The sequence below is a fragment of the Shewanella sp. 10N.7 genome (assembly GCF_020806285.1).
GTDB classification, from domain to species: domain Bacteria; phylum Pseudomonadota; class Gammaproteobacteria; order Enterobacterales; family Shewanellaceae; genus Shewanella; species Shewanella electrodiphila.
Genome location: NZ_JAJGZS010000001.1, coordinates 221,664 through 239,253, shown reverse-complemented (window position 1 = coordinate 239,253; position 17,590 = coordinate 221,664). Strand labels below are relative to the sequence as shown.

The 17,590-nt window shown below is 39.9% G+C and carries 20 protein-coding genes and 1 other annotated feature; of the genes, 14 read left to right on the top strand and 6 right to left on the bottom strand.

The genetic code is table 11. The features are described from left to right. The first annotated feature begins 18 nt into the window (after nt 1-18). The 4 genes from recO (at nt 19) to LMH66_RS00990 (ending at nt 2,688) form a co-directional block, all read left to right on the top strand. A complete protein-coding gene (gene recO, locus LMH66_RS01005; protein ID WP_229367766.1) occupies nt 19-726 on the top strand; it encodes a DNA repair protein RecO in 708 nt (235 codons plus the stop codon). A gap of 75 nt (nt 727-801) precedes the next feature. Further along, complete coding sequence (gene pdxJ / locus LMH66_RS01000; RefSeq protein ID WP_102529690.1) at nt 802-1,539, top strand: pyridoxine 5'-phosphate synthase; 738 nt, start codon at nt 802-804, stop codon at nt 1,537-1,539. Beyond that, nucleotides 1,539-1,919 carry a holo-ACP synthase gene (gene acpS, locus LMH66_RS00995; RefSeq protein ID WP_102529689.1) on the top strand — a complete coding sequence of 127 codons (381 nt, stop codon included), beginning with the start codon at nt 1,539-1,541 and terminating at the stop codon, nt 1,917-1,919. Before pdxJ ends, acpS begins: the two co-directional genes overlap by 1 nt. Before the next feature lie 226 nt (nt 1,920-2,145). Further along, on the top strand, nt 2,146-2,688 hold the full coding sequence (locus LMH66_RS00990; protein WP_229367764.1) for a DUF962 domain-containing protein: 543 nt from the start codon (nt 2,146-2,148) through the stop codon (nt 2,686-2,688). 76 nt (nt 2,689-2,764) lie between these two features. Here the strand turns inward: LMH66_RS00990 and LMH66_RS00985 are convergent, their stop codons facing one another. Then, complete coding sequence (locus LMH66_RS00985) at nt 2,765-4,051, bottom strand: HlyC/CorC family transporter (RefSeq protein ID WP_102529687.1); 1,287 nt, start codon at nt 4,049-4,051, stop codon at nt 2,765-2,767. A gap of 113 nt (nt 4,052-4,164) precedes the next feature. Continuing rightward, nucleotides 4,165-4,953, bottom strand: a complete 789-nt coding sequence (locus LMH66_RS00980; RefSeq protein ID WP_102529686.1) for a cytochrome C assembly family protein — start codon at nt 4,951-4,953, stop codon at nt 4,165-4,167. Between the two features lie 265 nt (nt 4,954-5,218). Here LMH66_RS00980 and ffh point away from each other — a divergent pair, with 265 nt between their 5' ends. The 8 genes from ffh (at nt 5,219) to LMH66_RS00940 (ending at nt 11,667) form a co-directional block, all read left to right on the top strand. Then, entirely contained in the window at nt 5,219-6,592 is a 1,374-nt protein-coding gene (ffh, locus tag LMH66_RS00975; protein WP_102529685.1) for a signal recognition particle protein, read from the top strand. A gap of 215 nt (nt 6,593-6,807) precedes the next feature. After that, nucleotides 6,808-7,059, top strand: coding sequence for a 30S ribosomal protein S16 (gene rpsP, locus LMH66_RS00970; protein ID WP_055025607.1), 252 nt, complete (start codon nt 6,808-6,810; stop codon nt 7,057-7,059). Between the two features lie 20 nt (nt 7,060-7,079). Further along, the gene (gene rimM / locus LMH66_RS00965) at nt 7,080-7,610 is read left to right on the top strand and encodes a ribosome maturation factor RimM (protein ID WP_102529684.1); all 531 of its coding nucleotides are present in this window, start codon (nt 7,080-7,082) and stop codon (nt 7,608-7,610) included. Nucleotides 7,611-7,625: 15 nt separating this feature from the next. After that, nucleotides 7,626-8,372 (top strand): tRNA (guanosine(37)-N1)-methyltransferase TrmD, encoded by a 747-nt coding sequence (gene trmD / locus LMH66_RS00960; protein WP_102529683.1) that lies wholly within the window; start codon nt 7,626-7,628, stop codon nt 8,370-8,372. A 34-nt stretch (nt 8,373-8,406) separates the two neighbouring features. After that, entirely contained in the window at nt 8,407-8,760 is a 354-nt protein-coding gene (rplS, locus tag LMH66_RS00955) for a 50S ribosomal protein L19 (RefSeq protein WP_055025610.1), read from the top strand. Between the two features lie 209 nt (nt 8,761-8,969). Continuing rightward, on the top strand, nt 8,970-10,043 hold the full coding sequence (locus tag LMH66_RS00950; protein ID WP_324295147.1) for a 3-deoxy-7-phosphoheptulonate synthase: 1,074 nt from the start codon (nt 8,970-8,972) through the stop codon (nt 10,041-10,043). Nucleotides 10,044-10,079: 36 nt separating this feature from the next. Further along, complete coding sequence (gene tyrA / locus LMH66_RS00945) at nt 10,080-11,219, top strand: bifunctional chorismate mutase/prephenate dehydrogenase (protein WP_229367758.1); 1,140 nt, start codon at nt 10,080-10,082, stop codon at nt 11,217-11,219. A 115-nt stretch (nt 11,220-11,334) separates the two neighbouring features. Next, nucleotides 11,335-11,667 (top strand): hypothetical protein, encoded by a 333-nt coding sequence (locus LMH66_RS00940; RefSeq protein WP_229367755.1) that lies wholly within the window; start codon nt 11,335-11,337, stop codon nt 11,665-11,667. Between the two features lie 295 nt (nt 11,668-11,962). On the opposite strand, the gene LMH66_RS00935 is transcribed toward LMH66_RS00940, so the two are convergent. Both LMH66_RS00935 and hpf read right to left on the bottom strand, forming a co-directional pair. Beyond that, complete coding sequence (locus LMH66_RS00935) at nt 11,963-13,918, bottom strand: chorismate mutase (RefSeq protein WP_229367754.1); 1,956 nt, start codon at nt 13,916-13,918, stop codon at nt 11,963-11,965. A 63-nt stretch (nt 13,919-13,981) separates the two neighbouring features. Beyond that, nucleotides 13,982-14,095 (bottom strand) — a sequence feature (Phe leader region). 177 nt (nt 14,096-14,272) lie between these two features. Then, entirely contained in the window at nt 14,273-14,626 is a 354-nt protein-coding gene (gene hpf, locus LMH66_RS00930; protein WP_102529679.1) for a ribosome hibernation-promoting factor, HPF/YfiA family, read from the bottom strand. A 549-nt stretch (nt 14,627-15,175) separates the two neighbouring features. Here hpf and LMH66_RS00925 point away from each other — a divergent pair. After that, nucleotides 15,176-15,856, top strand: coding sequence for a cytochrome b/b6 domain-containing protein (locus tag LMH66_RS00925; RefSeq protein ID WP_102529678.1), 681 nt, complete (start codon nt 15,176-15,178; stop codon nt 15,854-15,856). Between the two features lie 174 nt (nt 15,857-16,030). On the opposite strand, the gene LMH66_RS00920 is transcribed toward LMH66_RS00925, so the two are convergent. Continuing rightward, entirely contained in the window at nt 16,031-16,480 is a 450-nt protein-coding gene (locus LMH66_RS00920) for a c-type cytochrome (RefSeq protein WP_102529677.1), read from the bottom strand. Nucleotides 16,481-16,687: 207 nt separating this feature from the next. On the opposite strand from LMH66_RS00920, the gene trpR reads away from it, so the two are divergent. Beyond that, a complete protein-coding gene (gene trpR / locus LMH66_RS00915) occupies nt 16,688-16,966 on the top strand; it encodes a trp operon repressor (RefSeq protein WP_102529676.1) in 279 nt (92 codons plus the stop codon). A 52-nt stretch (nt 16,967-17,018) separates the two neighbouring features. On the opposite strand, the gene LMH66_RS00910 is transcribed toward trpR, so the two are convergent. Further along, a complete protein-coding gene (locus tag LMH66_RS00910; RefSeq protein ID WP_102529675.1) occupies nt 17,019-17,408 on the bottom strand; it encodes a hypothetical protein in 390 nt (129 codons plus the stop codon). Nucleotides 17,409-17,590: the final 182 nt, after the last annotated feature.

Below are 17,590 nucleotides of genomic sequence, written 5' to 3'. Positions count from 1 at the left end.
CCGTTAGTCGTCTCTTCGATGTTACGCGGCTATATACTCCACCATCGTCCTTACAGAGAATCCAGTGTGATTGTCAATCTGTTGGTCGATGGTGTGGGTCGCCTTGATGCATTAGTCAGGGTAGGCAGCGGTAAAAAATCCATTAAAAGTATCATCCAACCTTTTCAGCCTCTGATATTTCAATTCAATAGTAAATCAGACTCAGCTGATTCTTCACTTAAGTTTATTACCCAAATTGAACCTGCAGCGCCTGCACTTCCCTTAAAATCAGATAGTTTATATTCTGCGATGTACCTTAATGAGCTTCTGGTGAGAGTACTTAACTCAGGCCAACATGCCGAAAGCTTATTTTTACATTATCATCGCAGCTTGATGGCGTTAGCGAGCGAGTTTAGCTCAGAGCATTTACGCTATTTTGAAATGGAATTGCTTAATGAACTGGGCGCTTTGCCTTCACTTGAATATGATACTCAAGGGGAAAGTATTATGGCTGATATGAGTTATCGGATTATTGCCGATGAAGGCTTTTTACCTGTTGCTCAGCAGGCATCAGCAAACGTGACAAATAGCCGCCATTTATTATCTGGTGAGATGCTGATTAACTTAAAATCCAAACAACTTGTTGAAAATAATTTAGTGCAGGCGAAAGGATTAATGAGGTTATTATTAACTCCATTGTTAGGTGGAAAACCACTACTAAGCAGAAAATTATTTATTAAGAAGTAACAGATTAGCACTGATATTAGTTCTGATAACAGTGCTGAAATTAGACAAGAACAAAAAATATATAAGGAGCCCACAGTGAGTGGAATTTTATTAGGCATTAACATCGACCATATCGCCACTTTACGCCAAGCTCGTGGTACAGAATACCCTGATCCTGTACATGCCGCAGCCGTGGCAGAACATGCCGGTGCTGATGGCATCACCATTCATTTACGTGAAGATCGCAGACATATTGTTGATCGTGATGTTTACCTACTGGCCAAAACCCTAAAAACACGGATGAACTTTGAGTTTGCTGTGACTGAAGAAATGATTTCAATTGCCTGTGATGTTAAGCCAGCTTATGCCTGTTTGGTACCTGAAAAACGTGAGGAATTAACTACCGAAGGTGGTTTAGATGTTGCGGGCCAACTTGATAAAATCACCCAAGCTGTCACACGTCTTGCGGCACAGGGTATTAAGGTGTCTTTATTTATTGATGCAGACAAAGCACAAATAGATGCTGCTGTGGCCTCAGGAGCGCCTTATATTGAAATTCACACAGGCTGTTATGCTGATGCGAAAACTGATGCAGAGCAATTACAAGAGTTAACGCGTATTACCGAAATGGCAAAATATGCTCATGGTAAAGGCCTTATTGTTAACGCAGGTCATGGCTTGCATTACCACAATGTCAAACCAATTGCGGCTATTCCTGAGTTGTATGAACTTAACATCGGTCATGCTGTGATAGCGCGCGCTGCAATTGACGGCTTAGCTGTTGCAGTAAAAGACATGAAGCAACTGATGCAAGAAGGTCGCAGAGGCGAATAATGGCTGTTATTGGCTTAGGTACTGATATTGTCGAGATTGCTCGTATTGAGACCCAGTTTATGCGCCTTGGTGATAAACTGGCTAAACGTGTATTAACGCCAGCAGAACTTGAAATTTATCAGAGTTCTAAAATACCGCATCGATATCTTGCAAAGCGTTTTGCTGCTAAAGAAGCTGCAGCCAAGGCCTTAGGCACTGGCATTGGACGTGGGGTGTCATTTCAGCATATTCATATTGCCAATAATGACAGTGGTGCCCCCATTGTGAGTTTTACTGATGGTGCCTTAACGAGAATGAATGAACTTGGCGCTAGCCATGTTCACATCACTATCGCCGATGAGCAACACTATGCTGTAGCGACAGTTATCATAGAGTCTTAAATCGGTATTCGGATGATTTCACTACTTGATTGCACAAGTAATCTATTAAGGCGCTTCGGCGTCTTTTCTGGGCGCCTTTTTCGACTCTTATCAAAAGGTGTTTGCTGGTATTTATTTCTTATCGGGCATTAAATTACAACTGCGAATGATTCTAGAGCTTGAGCTCCATAGTTGAAGTAGGGTAAGTTAATAGGATGTTACTTGATAAAAATAATAAGGACTCGTAATGAAATCGGCCGTTGAGCAGCTTGCCACTTATAAAAGTGTGCATTTAAACCCCAAAAATATTAAAACTCACTTTGTTGGCGTACCGCTAATTATTTGGTCTGTTTTTTTATTGCTAAATCTAATCCCAATTAATTTTGTTTTGTTAGCCGAAGATGGATTTAAGATTAATATCGCAACCATCTTCGCTTTGGGGACATTGATATATTATTTTATATTGCATAAAGGCTTAGCGCTTGGTTTAACCATTTTTATTATCCCAGTCTTGATGACTTCTTCAATGGTGGCTGAATTTGATAATGCTTGGATGGTGGGTGTTGGTGTATTTTTTGTCGGTTGGGTTATTCAGTTTATTGGTCATAAATATGAAAAGGCGAAACCTGCATTCATCGATGATTTAAATCAGTTATTGATAGGCCCTTTTTTCTTAATGGCTGAGTTGTACTTCATGATGGGCTTAAACAAAAATTTAGAGGATGAAATTACACCAATCGCTCGAGATAAAAGAAGAGCATTAGAAGCCAATCGCCGGCAGGCAGCGTAAAGTAAGCGAAATAAAGTTTATACGAGCAATAAAAAAGGCGCTTATCAGCGCCTTTTTTGATGGCGTTTGAATTGGACTAATCAGTCAACTCTTCAGTAGTATCTTCTTTAAGTCCAGGTACTACTTTCACCGCTTTAATCATGTTGTCAGAGACCTCAATCACTTCAATATTATAATTATCGATAGTGACGTTTGTTCCCGCATCAGGAATATCTTCTAGATATTCGATGATAAGCCCGTTGAGTGTCTTAGGGCCATCAATTGAAAAGTCCCATTTCATTTCTTTGTTCAAATCACGGATGTTGATCGTTGCATCAATGACAAAACTGCCATCTTGTTGAATATCAATATCTTCGCTGGCAGTGGTGATCATTGAGGTAGTAAAGTCGCCGACAATTTCCTCTAGGATATCTTCAAGCGTCACTAGCCCCTGAATGTCACCATACTCGTCAACCACTAAGCCAAAGCGTTCTTTATTTTGCTGGAAGTTAGATAGTTGTACGGTGAGCGGTGTACCTTCAGGAATGAAGTACAACTCTTTTACAGCTCTAAGCAAAGAGGACTTACTGAATTCTTCTTTCGAGCGAAGTCTAAGGGCATCACGAAGGTGAATAAATCCGACTGCATCATCAATATTGTCACGATATACCAACACTCGAGTATGTGGGCTTTGAGTGACTTGCTTATTGATTAACTTGAACTCGTCATTGACGTTAATTGCATAGATGTCTGATCGCGGGATCATAATATCTTCAACGGTGACCTTTTCTAAGTCGAGAATGGATATCAACATCTCTTGATGTCGCTGAGGGATCAGTGCACCAGCCTCATGAACCACAGTGCGCAGCTCTTCTTGGCTTAATGCATCGTTGACACTGATATTTTTTATACCTAATACACGTAAAAAGCCTGATGTGATCAGATTAATGACTTTAACCAGTGGCCATAACACTGATAACAGGGCTTTTAGTAAGAAGCTAGATGGAAAAGCGATACGTTCAGGGTGAAGAGCTGCAACCGTTTTCGGCGTAACTTCAGCAAATATCAGCACTACTAATGTCAGCACCCCCGTTGCGATTGCCACACCCATATCGCCGAATAAGCGCATACCAATAATGGTGGCAATGGCTGAGGCTAAGATGTTGACGAGGTTATTACCAATTAGAATCAAACCAATTAACCTGTCAGGTCTTTCAAGCATCTTTAATGCTCTTTGCGCCCCTTTATGCCCACTAGAAGCAAGGTGACGAAGACGGTAGCGGTTTAATGTCATCATGGCTGTCTCAGACCCAGAAAAGTAGGCTGAGATTAAGATTAACACTAGAAGAGAGAGGAGGAGTGCGCTGGTAGAAATAGCGTCCAAAAAGGGCTCCAGTAAACGTAATTAAAAACTGAGTAAAAAAAAGACGAATGATGAGTATCAATCATTCGTCATGAGTGTCAAGTCTGGGAAGGTTAACCTGCCAGAGTTGTAGTTTATCTTAAAATGATTTCAGTCACTATTCGAGCGCCAAAATAAGCTAAAGATAATAATGTTGCACCTGATAATGTGTAGATGACGGCTGTGCGAACACGGCAGCCAATGGTGTAGTTTTGCCATAGCATAGCGCCGTATACTAACCAAGCTAAGATGGATAAAATTGCCTTATGACCTTTACCATCTTCAAACATATCTTCTAAAAACACAAACCCCGTGATTAATGAAAGAGTCAGTAAGAACATACCGATAGTGACTAAATGAAAAAGTTGTTTTTCAACTGTCATTAAAGGCGGCATGCCAGGGCTCATCATGGTTTTCTTGTTTTTAAGCTTATTTTGAATCAATAACAATTGAATCGCATAGAGAGCGGCAATCATTAATGCACTGTAAGCCATAAGAGAAAGCACAATGTGAGCTAAGATCTCAGGGTGGATATCAAAATGAATAATGTACTGTGGTGGTATGAGCCATAACACTGCAACTGAAATAACAGAGCAGGCATAAACCACAGGTACCACAACTATCACCTTCAAGCGGTGCATAATAATGGTAAAGCTGAAGGCGATAATCCAGTTAACTAATGAAATCACATTCGTTAAACTGAAGTTTTGACCGTCAGCAGTATAAATAGTTTGCGAAAGTGCAATACCGTGAAGCACAACGGCAATAGATGCAAAAATTGCAACCAATCGACGATTCGGCCCTTCTGCATGGAACAAACGACTCGTCACTAATACGAGTGCAATGCAATAAAACAACATAGCCGAAGCTGAAAAAATGACCATCTGGAATAAACCTATCAAGTTATGAGTGCAGGTTGTTTTTAAAAATAAAATCAGCACATCTATATTTATCTTAGATTAACATGAACCCTACCCATTAGGGCAGTGACCCAAGACTCAAAATTTAACAGTTTCCACCATTTAACTCCAAATAATTTACGAAAAATGACATACATCAATAGACAGGCCTCAGGCTAATCTCGCATCTTGAAGTAGTTTGGGTATAATAGGCGGCAATTATCGAATCGTTTAAGGTAAACAGCAGAGCATGTTTGAGAATCTAACCGACAGACTGTCACGAACCCTCAAGAATATTAGTGGTCGTGGTCGCTTAACCGAAGACAACATTAAAGAAACCTTACGTGAAGTGCGCATGGCACTACTTGAGGCTGATGTTGCTTTGCCCGTTGTACGCCAATTTGTAAACAGCGTAAAAGAACGTGCAGTCGGTCAAGAAGTCTCTAAAAGTTTAAGTCCAGGACAAGCATTCATTAAGATTGTCCAAAATGAACTTGAAAAAGCGATGGGCGAAGCTAATGAAGCATTAGATTTAGCCAGCCAGCCACCTGCAGTATTAATGATGGCGGGTTTGCAAGGCGCGGGTAAAACAACCAGTGTTGCAAAACTGGCAAAATTTTTACGTGAGCGTGAGAAAAAATCTGTTTTAGTTGTGAGTGCCGATGTTTATCGTCCAGCAGCGATTAAGCAATTGGAAACCTTGGCTGCAGAAGTTGAAGTGGACTTTTTCCCATCAGACGTAAGCCAAAAACCAATTGATATTGCGACAGCTGCAATTGCGCATGCAAAATTAAAATTCATTGATGTTGTAATTGTCGATACTGCAGGTCGTTTGCATGTTGATGAAGCCATGATGGATGAGATTAAAGATCTCCATGCTGCTGTAACACCTGTTGAAACGTTATTCGTTGTCGATGCAATGACAGGTCAAGATGCGGCAAATACTGCTAAATCATTTAATGAAGCACTACCTTTAACCGGTGTTATTTTAACAAAGGTTGATGGTGATGCCCGTGGCGGTGCTGCATTATCAATTAGAAACATTACCGGTAAGCCAATTAAGTTTTTAGGTGTCGGTGAGAAAACTGACGCATTAGAGCCGTTCCACCCAGAACGTATCGCTTCACGCATTCTTGGTATGGGTGACGTATTGTCACTTATCGAAGAAGTTGAACGTGGTGTCGATAAAGACAAAGCGATGAAGCTTGCTTCAAAAGTGAAGTCTGGTGGTGGATTTGATCTAGAAGATTTTCGTGAACAACTGCAGCAAATGAAAAACATGGGCGGCATGATGGGCATGATTGAAAAGCTTCCAGGGGTAGGACAACTGCCTCCAGAAGCATTAGCTCAAGTTCAAGACGGTAAAATGACCAATCAAATGGAAGCCATTATTAATTCAATGACGCCTGGTGAACGCCAACGTCCTGATATCATCAAAGGTTCGCGTAAGCGCCGTATTGCATTAGGTTCGGGTACTCAAATTCAAGACGTCAATCGTTTATTGAAGCAGTTTACTCAAATGCAAAAAATGATGAAAAAAATGTCAGGCAAAGGCGGCATGAAGAAAATGATGCGCGGCATGGGCGGAATGATGCCTCCTGGAATGAAGTTTCCAGGGCGTTAATTCGCTTTAAAACTCCAAAAAAATTATCTACATCAGTTCGTAAGACTGATTATCAACTATGTGACCATAAGCCCTTTGGTTTTTAAAACAACGGATTTGGTTGCAATAGTTGAAAAATCAGGTAAAATCTTGCGGCTTTCTCTGGGGCCCTTCGCGAACACGGAGTCCCAGTTTTTATTTTTGCTTACTAGCAAATCATTAGAGGAATAAAACGCATGGTTACCATTCGTTTAGCTCGTGGCGGCGCAAAAAAGCGTCCATTTTACAATATCGTTGTTGCTGATAGCCGCAATGCTCGTGACGGTCGTTTCATCGAACGTGTTGGTTTTTTCAATCCTTTAGCTAAAGGCCAAGAAGAAACTCTACGTTTAGATCTAGACCGTGTAGATCACTGGGTTGCTACAGGTGCAGCAACTTCAGAACGCGTAGCGAAATTGATCAAAGACGCTCGTAAAGCTGTTGCTTAATAGCGTTAAGGTATAAATAGATGAGTAGTAACCAACAACCAATCGTACTAGGCAAAATTGGCTCTAGTCATGGTATTAAAGGTTGGATGAAAATCACTTCTTATACCGATTCTGTTGAAGGTATTTTTGATTATTCTCCTTGGTTCATTAAAGAACAAGGTGAATGGCGTGAAGTAAAAGTCACTCAGTGGCGTTTTCAAGGTAAAGCACTTGTTGCCTGTCTTGAAGGTGTAAATACACGTGAGGATGCGCAATTACTTACAAATTGTGAGATTGCAATTCAGGCTGACCAAATTAAAGACTTGTCGGAAGATGAATTCTACTGGCGAGACTTGATTGGTTGTACTGTGACCAATACTAAAGGCTATAACATGGGTGAAGTTGAACAGATCGTGGAAACAGGATCTAACGACGTACTACTTGTTAAAGCTAACGTAAAAGATGCATTCGGCAAAGCGGAACGAATGATCCCCTTTGTCCCTGAGCAGTTCGTCCTTGAGGTGAACGTGCAAAGTAAACAGATATTAGTGGACTGGGATCCAGACTTTTAAGTCGAGGTACAACATATGTGGTTAGGGGTAGTAACCCTGTTTCCTGAGATGTTTCGTGCTGTTACAGACTTTGGAGTTACGGGTCGAGCCGTTAAAAACGGCCTGTTAGAGTTGCAAACGTGGAATCCTCGTGATTTTACGAATGATCGACATAATACTGTTGATGACCGTCCTTATGGTGGTGGTCCAGGTATGTTGATGATGGTGCAACCGTTACGCGATGCTATTCATGCAGCGAAAGCTGCGGCAGGTGACGGTGCGAAAGTGATTTATTTATCACCTCAAGGACGCAAGCTGGATCAGCAAGGTGTCAGTGAGTTAAGTAAATCATCTAGTTTGGTATTGGTATGTGGTCGATACGAAGGTGTTGACGAACGTATCATCCAATCTGAAGTAGATGAAGAGTGGTCGATTGGTGATTATGTGCTTTCGGGCGGAGAGTTACCTGCGATGACTTTAATCGATTCAGTTGCAAGGCTAGTACCTGGTGTACTAGGTAAGCAAGCGTCAGCAGAGCAAGATTCTTTCTCTGATGGCTTATTGGATTGTCCACACTATACTCGCCCAGAAAACTTAGATGGTGTCGGTGTTCCAGCAGTGTTATTAAGCGGTGACCACGAAAAAATTAGACTCTGGCGGTTACAACAAAGTCTTGGTAGGACTTTTTTGAGACGACCAGAATTATTTGAAAATCTAGCTCTGACTGGCGAACAAAAGACTCTTTTAGCAGAGTTTGTTACCAATATGGACAAGCCTGTTTAGTCGAAGCTCAGTTAATCCTAGAACGGAGTAAGTTATGAACAATATCATTAAAATGCTCAACGATGAGCAAATGAAAACTGACGTACCTGAATTTGGTGCTGGTGATACAGTAGTAGTTCAAGTACGTGTTAAAGAAGGTGAAAAAGAGCGTCTACAGGCGTTTGAAGGTGTGGTAATCGCTAAGCGTAACCGTGGTCTTCACTCTGCATTCACTGTACGTAAAATCTCTAATGGCGAAGGTGTTGAGCGTGGTTTCCAAACTCACAGTCCACTAGTAGCTAGCATCGAAGTTAAGCGTCGCGGTCGTGTTCGTCGTGCTAAGCTTTACTACCTACGTGAGCGTTCAGGTAAATCTGCACGTATCCGTGAGAAGTTGGCAACTAAGTAATAGTTACCCGCTTGAAAAAATAAGATGCAGTGTTCGCACAACAACCCGCCTATATGGCGGGTTTTTGTTTATTTGGAGAAAATGTCATTTATAGGTTGCTAAGCCTTATTGAAAAAGGCATAGTTAGCACAAGCCTGTAATGGTGTAGCGTTACACTGATATTTATTGAAGTATTATTGAGTAGAAACCTTAAGAAGTGAGTAATGAGCATGCAACAAGATACGATTAATAACGTCCACATTAGTTCTGAAAAAGTGTTGGTAACCCCAGCTGAGTTAAAAAAAGAGTTACCGTTATCTGATCATGCTTATCAGTATATTTTAGACGCGCGCCAAACCGTGGCGGATATTGTCCACAAGCGTGATAACCGTGTATTAATTGTCACTGGACCTTGTTCTATTCATGACATTGACGCAGCAAAAGAGTATGCATTGAAACTTAAGAAGCTACATGATGAATTAAGCGGTGAGTTCTACATCTTAATGCGGGTTTACTTCGAAAAGCCACGTACCACCGTTGGCTGGAAAGGCCTTATCAATGATCCTGATATGAATGAATCATTTGATGTAGAAAAAGGCTTAAGGATGGCGCGTGAGTTGATGATTTGGCTTGCTGAATTAGAGTTACCTGTAGCTACAGAAGCGCTTGATCCAATTAGCCCACAATACATGTCTGAGTTAGTAACTTGGTCTGCTATTGGCGCACGAACCACTGAATCGCAAACTCACCGCGAAATGGCATCAGGTCTATCTATGCCTGTTGGTTTCAAAAATGGTACTGATGGAAAACTTGATGTAGCAATTAACGCCTTAAAGTCAGCAGCTAGCAGCCACAGGTTTATGGGAATTAATCAGAAAGGACAAGTATCGTTATTGCAAACTGCAGGAAACCCAGATGGTCATGTAATTTTACGTGGCGGTAAAACACCGAACTATGATGCAGAAAGTGTTGCCACATGTGAAGAACAATTACACAATGCTAAGCTCAATGCGCGATTAATCATTGATTGTAGTCATGGTAATTCATCGAAAGACTATACAAGACAGACCATAGTTTGCGAGGATGTATTCCAGCAAATTCAAAATGGTAATCGCTCAGTGATTGGTGTCATGCTTGAAAGCCATTTAAATGAAGGTAATCAGTCTTCTGATAAACCTTTACCAGAACTTGCTTACGGTGTCTCAGTTACTGACTCTTGCATTAACTGGGCAACTACTGAATCACTTTTGCGTCGTAATGCCGATTTATTAAAACCTGTTTTACCGAATCGCTTTGCTGGTTAATTTATAAGTAAGTTGTGCGATAGATGGATATAAGCTATGAATGAAAAAACCACATTAGATTTAGAAAACTTACGAGACCTGATTGACGGCGTTGATCAACAGTTATTAAATTTACTCCGTAAACGTCTCGATCTAGTCGCGCAAGTTGGTACTGTTAAGCATGCTGCAGGGGTGCCAATTTATGCACCACAACGTGAAGCTTCGATGTTAGCTAAGCGTCGTAAAGAAGCCAGTGAAATGGATATCTCTCCGCAATTGATTGAAGATATCCTAAGACGCTTAATGCGTGAGTCGTACCTTAATGAAAAGGATGTCGGCTTTAAGCAGGTTAAAACCGATCTCGGACACATCGTGGTTGTCGGTGGTGAAGGTCAATTAGGTGGTTTGTTTAGTCAAATGCTAACCCTTTCAGGTTATCAAGTGAAAAGCTTAGATAAAGATGACTGGGATCAGGCTGATGCACTTTTTGATGGTGCAGGGATGGTGATTGTTACTGTGCCAATTAACGTGACTTGTGAGCTTATTCGTAGCAAATTAAACAATTTACCCGATCATTGTATTTTAGCTGATCTCACCTCAATTAAGTCAGAACCGCTCAATGCAATGTTAGAGGCCCATAAGGGACCTGTCGTGGGTTTACACCCAATGTTTGGACCTGATGTGGGTAGTTTAGCCAAACAAGTTGTAGTGGTGTGTGATGGACGTGATACCGATAAATACCAATGGTTTTTAGAACAAATTACGATTTGGGGAGCCCGCATTGTTAATGAAGATGCAGAGCGACATGATAAAGCCATGCAGCTAGTGCAAGCAATGCGACATTTCTCAAGTTTTGTGTACGGAGTTAATCTGTGTAAAGAAGAAGCTGATATTGAAAGTTTATTGCAATTCAGTTCGCCTATTTATCGATTAGAGCTTGCCATGGTAGGCCGCTTGTTTGCTCAAGATCCTGAGCTCTACGCCGATATAATTTTTGCACAAGAAGGTAGTCAAGTTGCTATCAGCGATTATCTGGACAATTACCGTGATGCATTAGATTTATTGAAAAGCGGTAATAGAGATGCATTCGTTGCACAGTTCAGAGATGTGGCTAAATGGTTTGGCGATTTTGCACCGCAATTTCAACATGAAAGCCGTGCAATGTTGCAATCAGTGAACGATATGAAGACAAATTAAGTCATTTTGCTGGATAAGTTCGCAAAATATTGCGAAACCAAAGATCTAGGATTATTGTTATAAGGGAGTTACGATTAGTAACTCCCTTAATTTTAACGCACTAGGAGTGAATCTTATGACAGAAGCTGAGGTCTATACCGCAGAAGATTTATCGCTTGGGCATTTTTTATATGCGTTGATGAGTGCATTTCCGTTATTTTTTTTACCGGTTTTCTTTAGTTTAGTGATTAATATCTCGCAGACTAATGTTGCTTCTCAATCGTTACTGGCAACACACCTTAGATGGCAACGTAATAGTATTACAGGTTTAATGCCATTATTGATCATTGGCTACTTTATGCCGCAACTTTGGCTGAGTATTCCAGTATTCACTTTTGCTTTAATTTGGTTCAGTTATCGTATTTTCAAAGGTTGGTTAGGCCTAAACGATAACCTCAGTATGTATTAGTGATTAATTAATCAACCTTTGTTAAGCAGAAGACATAAAAAAACCGAACCCATGAGTTCGGTTTTTTATTGTCTTCAATTTAGCTATAGATTTGCTTATACAGTACTGAGTCTGTGCTAAGTCACAGTCACAGTCACAGTCACAGTCACAGTTATAGCCTAAGCAAGATGTTAAACAAATCGCTTAGTACCGATAATTTAGGTTACTAGCAATTTTGGTTAACAAGATTTTCGTTAGCAAAAATTTCAGTTAACAAGAAACCCCATGCCTTTAACGACAGTGATGAACATAATCTCTATTGATGCAGTCGGTGTAATAACTCGGCCTGTTGTTCAGGACAGTTGAGTTGGTTGTCGTTAATAATGACACCGTTTGCGTGCAGCTGTTTTAAGGCTTTTGCTTGCTGACAGACTAGTTTATCTTCAACGGCATAGCTCACATTACCTAATACAGGTAAATGGCTCTCAGACAGTACTTCAATAAGCCCTGCGAGATCTAAAGCAAGTTGCTCAGGGTTACTAAAACTTCTTATTCCCGCCTCAACCAATATTAATTGTTGGTTGCCTTGGGTTAATATTTTATTTGCTGATGCTAACCAATCTGTTGTGCTTGCCATTGTATTGCGCTCTAGCAAAACAGGTGTGCTAACAGAACCTGCTAAACCAAGTAATTCCTCGTTATACATCTCTTTACCTGCAAGGTAGATCATGTCTGCCACTTTGACGATTTCGTTAAAGTGATTCACAGAATCAATTTGAACAGCACTCGTTAGGCCTGCTTGATCGATTAAGTGACAATATTCTTTTATCTCAATCGCACTGAGACTGGCGGTTGTAGTATCGAGTAATAATACCGCCTGAAAGCCTGACTCTTTAATTTGCTTAACTTTAGTGGCAAATACATCCTTGTCTATTGGTAAATTGACTTGTTGCATTGCCGCAAAATCGCTGCCGCCGACATTAAATTGCTTCAACTCAATTTGAGTATTTTGCTGGCGATATCGTTTTGAAAATTTGGGTGCGTCATTATCTTCTGACGGGGTGCTAATAGATTCTTTTGAACTATTAGGCTCGATCACTAATTGGCTGTTATTAAGCTGAGTTGGTTTGACTGTTTCGCAAGGGTAGCAACCTAATACTTTGATAAAGCGGGTGAGACGCTCTAACTCTTTAAGTGCTTGCTGTAGTTCAGTTGTCGCAAGATTAGCATCAACATCGAGATAGAACATTTCTTCCCACGGTGTCCCCGGAATAGGGCGGGATTCAAGTTTGCTCATATTGATATTGTGCGCCTTAAGCACTAATAAAGTTTCAACTAATGCACCTGGCTTTTGTCCAGTGGCCATAATAAGCGTGGTTTTAGCGGGTAATTGTGAAGGGACAGCAACCGCTTTTCTTGCAACCACAATAAAACGACTCTGGTTTATTTTTTGATTTGCCAAACCATTTTCTGCAGCGGTTAACTGATATAAGGCGCCGCCTTCAGCGCTGCCAATGGCCGCAACACTGCTATCTTCAGCGTCTATCACTTTCTGCATCGCTTCAGCACTGCTAGAGCAATAGGCTAGCGTCAGGCTTGGGTGTTGCGATAACCAATGACTACATTGACTAATAGGCTGTGGATGAGCAAATACCGTTTTAATACTATCTAAACCAGCGCCATCTTTGGTTAATAGGCAATGCCCAACCTCGATAGTGGTTTCGCCAACAATAGATAACGAAGTGTGCTGAAGTACGTCGTAAACTTCATTAATTGAACCAGAAGAAGTGTTTTCAATCGGCAGAAAGCCTAAGTCAGCATGTCCAAGCTCTACTGATTTGATGATTTCATCAAAGCTTTGGCAACCGAGATCTATCATGTCTATCTGACGACGTTGACAAAAACGACTTGCGGCTAAAAAGGAATAAGACCCTCGAGCGCCAAGGTATGCGATGGTTGATTGCTGTTGCTGGATCTCTGGGTTCGCCCTGCCGTGTAAATAGGCTTGCTGGTTTAATACCGAGTCCTCGATGATGCTTTGATATAAAGAAATAACGAAATGAGCATCTAAACCGTGCTCTCTTCCTTGTTCAACTAACCTTGCTAGTAGTTCTTTTTCTCGTTGGGTATCTCGAATCGGTCTTACATCGATTTCTTTGCTGCGAGCGACATCTAAACTTAAGTCACGACGTTTAGATAATAAAGACAGCAGTTCTTTATCTAAGGCGGTAATTTGCTTGCGGGTTTGGTTTAATTCTGGCGCTTTGTTCATAATTGCCTCAATGACGACTGCTTAGCTGACATACCTTTAAACAGGTAGCATTTTAAAGTTAATAATAAAAAGCCCCCCAAGTGGGAGGCTTCATATTTCATTTTCGTTTTTACACAAAAAATCCGCCTCAATAAGGGGGCTGAATAAAAAAGAAAATAAAATCGTTCTGAGTAAATGTTTTCATCACATTAAAACTAAAGGGCTAAGGAGAATGTGTCAATCAAATAATGCTGAAGATTGTTCATATTCTGCTGTCGGGAGAGGATGTCAGTAATCATTTAGCTTTTTAGCTGATGATTAGGCATTAAAAAGCGCATCCGAGGATGCGCTCTTGGTTAATCAGTAAATAAATCGTCAAGCTGCAGTTTCCTCCTTATAGTCATACTCAAAATCATTATTCGTTTCAGCTGTTGGCGAAACGTGACGTTGAGATTGGGGTTTATGTGTCAGGCGATTTAGCTGTTTTTCCAGCTTTTTACCCATTGCAGTAATAGCTGCGTAAAGGTTCTCGTTTTTCGCCTGGGCAAATAGTTCTCCACTTGGCAAGCCTACAGAAGACTCAATCTTAAAGCTCTGCTTTTCTTGAGTGATGATGACGTGCGGGTTTATTAATTGAATATCGTGTCGTGTTAACTTTTCAAACTGTCCTTCGATGCGTTCAAGAATTGGTGCAGTGACTTCAAGTTGCTTGCTAGTGATTTTCAGCATATTTCGAACCTTCTGTTGTTTGCTTGAATTCAGATTACCAAGCTTACAGACAAAAATCGTGATCTAAATCACATTTTTATCGCTGTTTTAATCTGTTTGATTCATATTTGATCGCTTAGACAAAATGGAGCAAAAAGTCTCTTAAAAGCCTTGTAATCTTATTTTATTAGGCTCATATTGGAATAGATAACAAGGGACGAGAAATCTAAACCTTCGTTAATTTTGGTTAAAATTTACACTCCTCTTCATTCCTATATAGCCTAATTCATCAATTCAGTTCTAAGCCAATGAGCAACTCAATAATGTATGTTCAATTCAGCTAAACGATAGTTGACTTGAGGATGACCCATTAACGGTTATGTGCAAAAAGTTATGTATTGTTTATTACACCCTGTATAAAGTACTTCGCTTGTTACAAACTACGAAATTTTCACACATAAATTACCTTTCTTTACGTTCCTACCCTATGAGAGCTAGCGCTGTATCTTTATAATCAAAATTGAACAATATTGAGTACGTTTAACATGAATAGAATTAACGGCGAATAATATGAGTATAGAACAAAAAAAAATTAAGGTATGGGATATACCCACTCGATTATTCCATTGGCTTACTGTTGGCTTATTGATTTCACTTTGGTGGACAGCTGATAGTGGCGAAATGGAGTGGCATCAAATATGTGCATATAGCCTGATGGTGTTAGTTCTTTTTAGGCTTTTGTGGGGCATTGTTGGCAGTGAGACTTCACGTTTTACTGACTTTGTATCTGGACCTACAAAGGTTTTGAATTACCTTACAGGTAAGCATAAGTCTACTGTCGTTGGCCATAATCCACTGGGTGGTTACATGGTATTATTCATGCTCACAGTTTTATCTTTACAACTGTTTAGTGGTTTATTCTCTAGTGATGATATTTTTACCGAAGGCCCTTTATATTCAACCGTTTCTTCTGATCTAGGTGCCTGGTTTACTTGGCTTCATAAAGTCAATTTTAATGTGATTCTAGCTTGTATAGTACTCCACATTTCAGTCATTTTGCTTTATGCCATTAAAGGAAATAATTTAGTGACTGCGATGATTTCAGGGAATAAAAAAATGACAGATAAAGAGTATAATATGTTATCTCAAGAACCTAAAATGACATCATCAGTATTAGCTATCATTATCGTTGCAGCTATTAGTCTAGTGATTGGTTATTGGTTGATCGCACCGATTGTAGCGTACCTTTAACAGCAATAAGGCTAGCTTGCTTATTTCACATCAGCTTAAAAAATAAGTTGTACTGAGGCTAAATTGAGCATTTAACTGTAGCGTCTGTTAAATAATAAAAAGCCCACAAAAGTGGGCTTTTTATTACTTGTGATTAATCATCTATTCAATCACTGGCATTCTATTGAAAGAGACTTAGTCTTTCTTGTACATATCGTGACAACCTTTACAGCTTTTACCTGTATTGCCAAAAGCTTGTTTAATTTGCTTTTTGTCACCAGTTTGCGCTGCGACATTTAATTTAGCCGCATTCTCTTGGAAAGTGGTCATTTGGCTATCGAAATCAGCTTTGTTGCTCCAGATTTTAGCAAGTGCTTCTGTATCACCTTTATCTGAACCGTCGATAAAACCTTCATGAGGAATATTTGCAAGACCAGCTAAATTTGCCGCGCGGGTTTGAAATACGTTTAAATCAAAATCCTTCTTACCTTTTAGCATTGCGCCCATATCGCCGAACTGGTAGCGAATTAAGCTGAAGGCTGATTGACGGTATTCAATTGCGTCATTAGCATCTTCGAAGTTATGTGCATTAACAGTAGGGATGAGTAGTGCGCTTACAGCAATTGCAAAAATTTTGTGTTTCATAAGTTTTCTCTTATTTTCTAATTATATGACGGTGGTTTAAATCACATTTTACACATAAATTTGAACTGAGTGCGAATCTTGTTTGTGTCTATTTGTAAGTAATCTCGTGAAATGTTCAAAAATAAAATTATTTTTAAATTTTCTTATTGCTGGATAAGAAATATTGGTACACTTTGTACTGTTGAGGCATTACTAAAAGAGAGTGTTATGCGAGCCAATTGGGAATCTGTGGTTGAGAAGGTGTTAAGTTATCCAAATTCTGATGAATTAGGAATATTATTCCAATTGTTATTAACTGAAGAGGAGCGTAGTGCTGTAGCTGGCCGCTTAAAAGTGTTCCAATTACTTCTTCAAGGCGATTTAAGTCAAAGGCAAATTTCCGCAGACTATCAGGTAAGTATTGCGACTATTACGCGTTGCTCAAATTATTTAAAAAACATGCAGCCGGAACAGAAACAAAAAATCCAGCAACTATTACTTGACTAATAATTACTGGATTTATGGCTGCTTAATGAGTTATGTCTAACCTAAGATTCGGCTAGTTAAACTTTGCTCTCGTTTGTACGCCTGGGATTTTGTGGTGTCGGTAGCTGATTCTTCTTAACAGTACATAAGCACCATAAGTAAAGAGACATATAGAAATAACAACACCAGAGTCTTTTGGAAGAAAGCGAAAGATTAATCCTGCTGACATGATATAGATGAATGGTAAATATCCGTAAATCGATTCAGGTAATATCCCGTCAATACGTTTTCTTTTTCTATCTGTTCGACGGTTTTTAGATCGTTGATTCCAAATATGAGCGCCATAAAAGAACACGAGTAGTGAGGCTATGATTGCGTAGGGCTCTTTGAGTAAGGCAACACTTCCGGCACCTATAATCATATAAGTGAATGGCAAAATTTCATAAATCGGTTTAATTAACATAAGCACTCCGTCGCTTGTGATTAATCATAAGTAAGTCTTTTTAGGCTAAGTCTATAGCCTCATCTAGTACCTACTATTAATACACGTCATAGCTAATCGACGTATTATTAAGAATCAAAGGGTGAATAAACTAGTGTTAGCTGATTGCATTTAGGCAGGTAAATGTTAATCAACTAATATGA

Bases quoted from the DNA above. Each gene is read 5' to 3' on its own strand.
- recO (WP_229367766.1), top strand. From the start codon at position 19: ATGTTACGCGGCTATATACTCCACCATCGTCCTTACAGAGAATCCAGT.
- acpS (WP_102529689.1), top strand. From the start codon at position 1,539: ATGGCTGTTATTGGCTTAGGTACTGATATTGTCGAGATTGCTCGTATT.
- LMH66_RS00990 (WP_229367764.1), top strand. From the start codon at position 2,146: ATGAAATCGGCCGTTGAGCAGCTTGCCACTTATAAAAGTGTGCATTTA.
- LMH66_RS00980 (WP_102529686.1), bottom strand. From the start codon at position 4,953: ATGGTCATTTTTTCAGCTTCGGCTATGTTGTTTTATTGCATTGCACTC.
- ffh (WP_102529685.1), top strand. From the start codon at position 5,219: ATGTTTGAGAATCTAACCGACAGACTGTCACGAACCCTCAAGAATATT.
- rpsP (WP_055025607.1), top strand. From the start codon at position 6,808: ATGGTTACCATTCGTTTAGCTCGTGGCGGCGCAAAAAAGCGTCCATTT.
- rimM (WP_102529684.1), top strand. From the start codon at position 7,080: ATGAGTAGTAACCAACAACCAATCGTACTAGGCAAAATTGGCTCTAGT.
- trmD (WP_102529683.1), top strand. From the start codon at position 7,626: ATGTGGTTAGGGGTAGTAACCCTGTTTCCTGAGATGTTTCGTGCTGTT.
- rplS (WP_055025610.1), top strand. From the start codon at position 8,407: ATGAACAATATCATTAAAATGCTCAACGATGAGCAAATGAAAACTGAC.
- LMH66_RS00950 (WP_324295147.1), top strand. From the start codon at position 8,970: ATGCAACAAGATACGATTAATAACGTCCACATTAGTTCTGAAAAAGTG.
- tyrA (WP_229367758.1), top strand. From the start codon at position 10,080: ATGAATGAAAAAACCACATTAGATTTAGAAAACTTACGAGACCTGATT.
- LMH66_RS00940 (WP_229367755.1), top strand. From the start codon at position 11,335: ATGACAGAAGCTGAGGTCTATACCGCAGAAGATTTATCGCTTGGGCAT.
- LMH66_RS00935 (WP_229367754.1), bottom strand. From the start codon at position 13,918: ATGAACAAAGCGCCAGAATTAAACCAAACCCGCAAGCAAATTACCGCC.
- hpf (WP_102529679.1), bottom strand. From the start codon at position 14,626: ATGCTGAAAATCACTAGCAAGCAACTTGAAGTCACTGCACCAATTCTT.
- LMH66_RS00925 (WP_102529678.1), top strand. From the start codon at position 15,176: ATGAGTATAGAACAAAAAAAAATTAAGGTATGGGATATACCCACTCGA.
- LMH66_RS00920 (WP_102529677.1), bottom strand. From the start codon at position 16,480: ATGAAACACAAAATTTTTGCAATTGCTGTAAGCGCACTACTCATCCCT.
- trpR (WP_102529676.1), top strand. From the start codon at position 16,688: ATGCGAGCCAATTGGGAATCTGTGGTTGAGAAGGTGTTAAGTTATCCA.
- LMH66_RS00910 (WP_102529675.1), bottom strand. From the start codon at position 17,408: ATGTTAATTAAACCGATTTATGAAATTTTGCCATTCACTTATATGATT.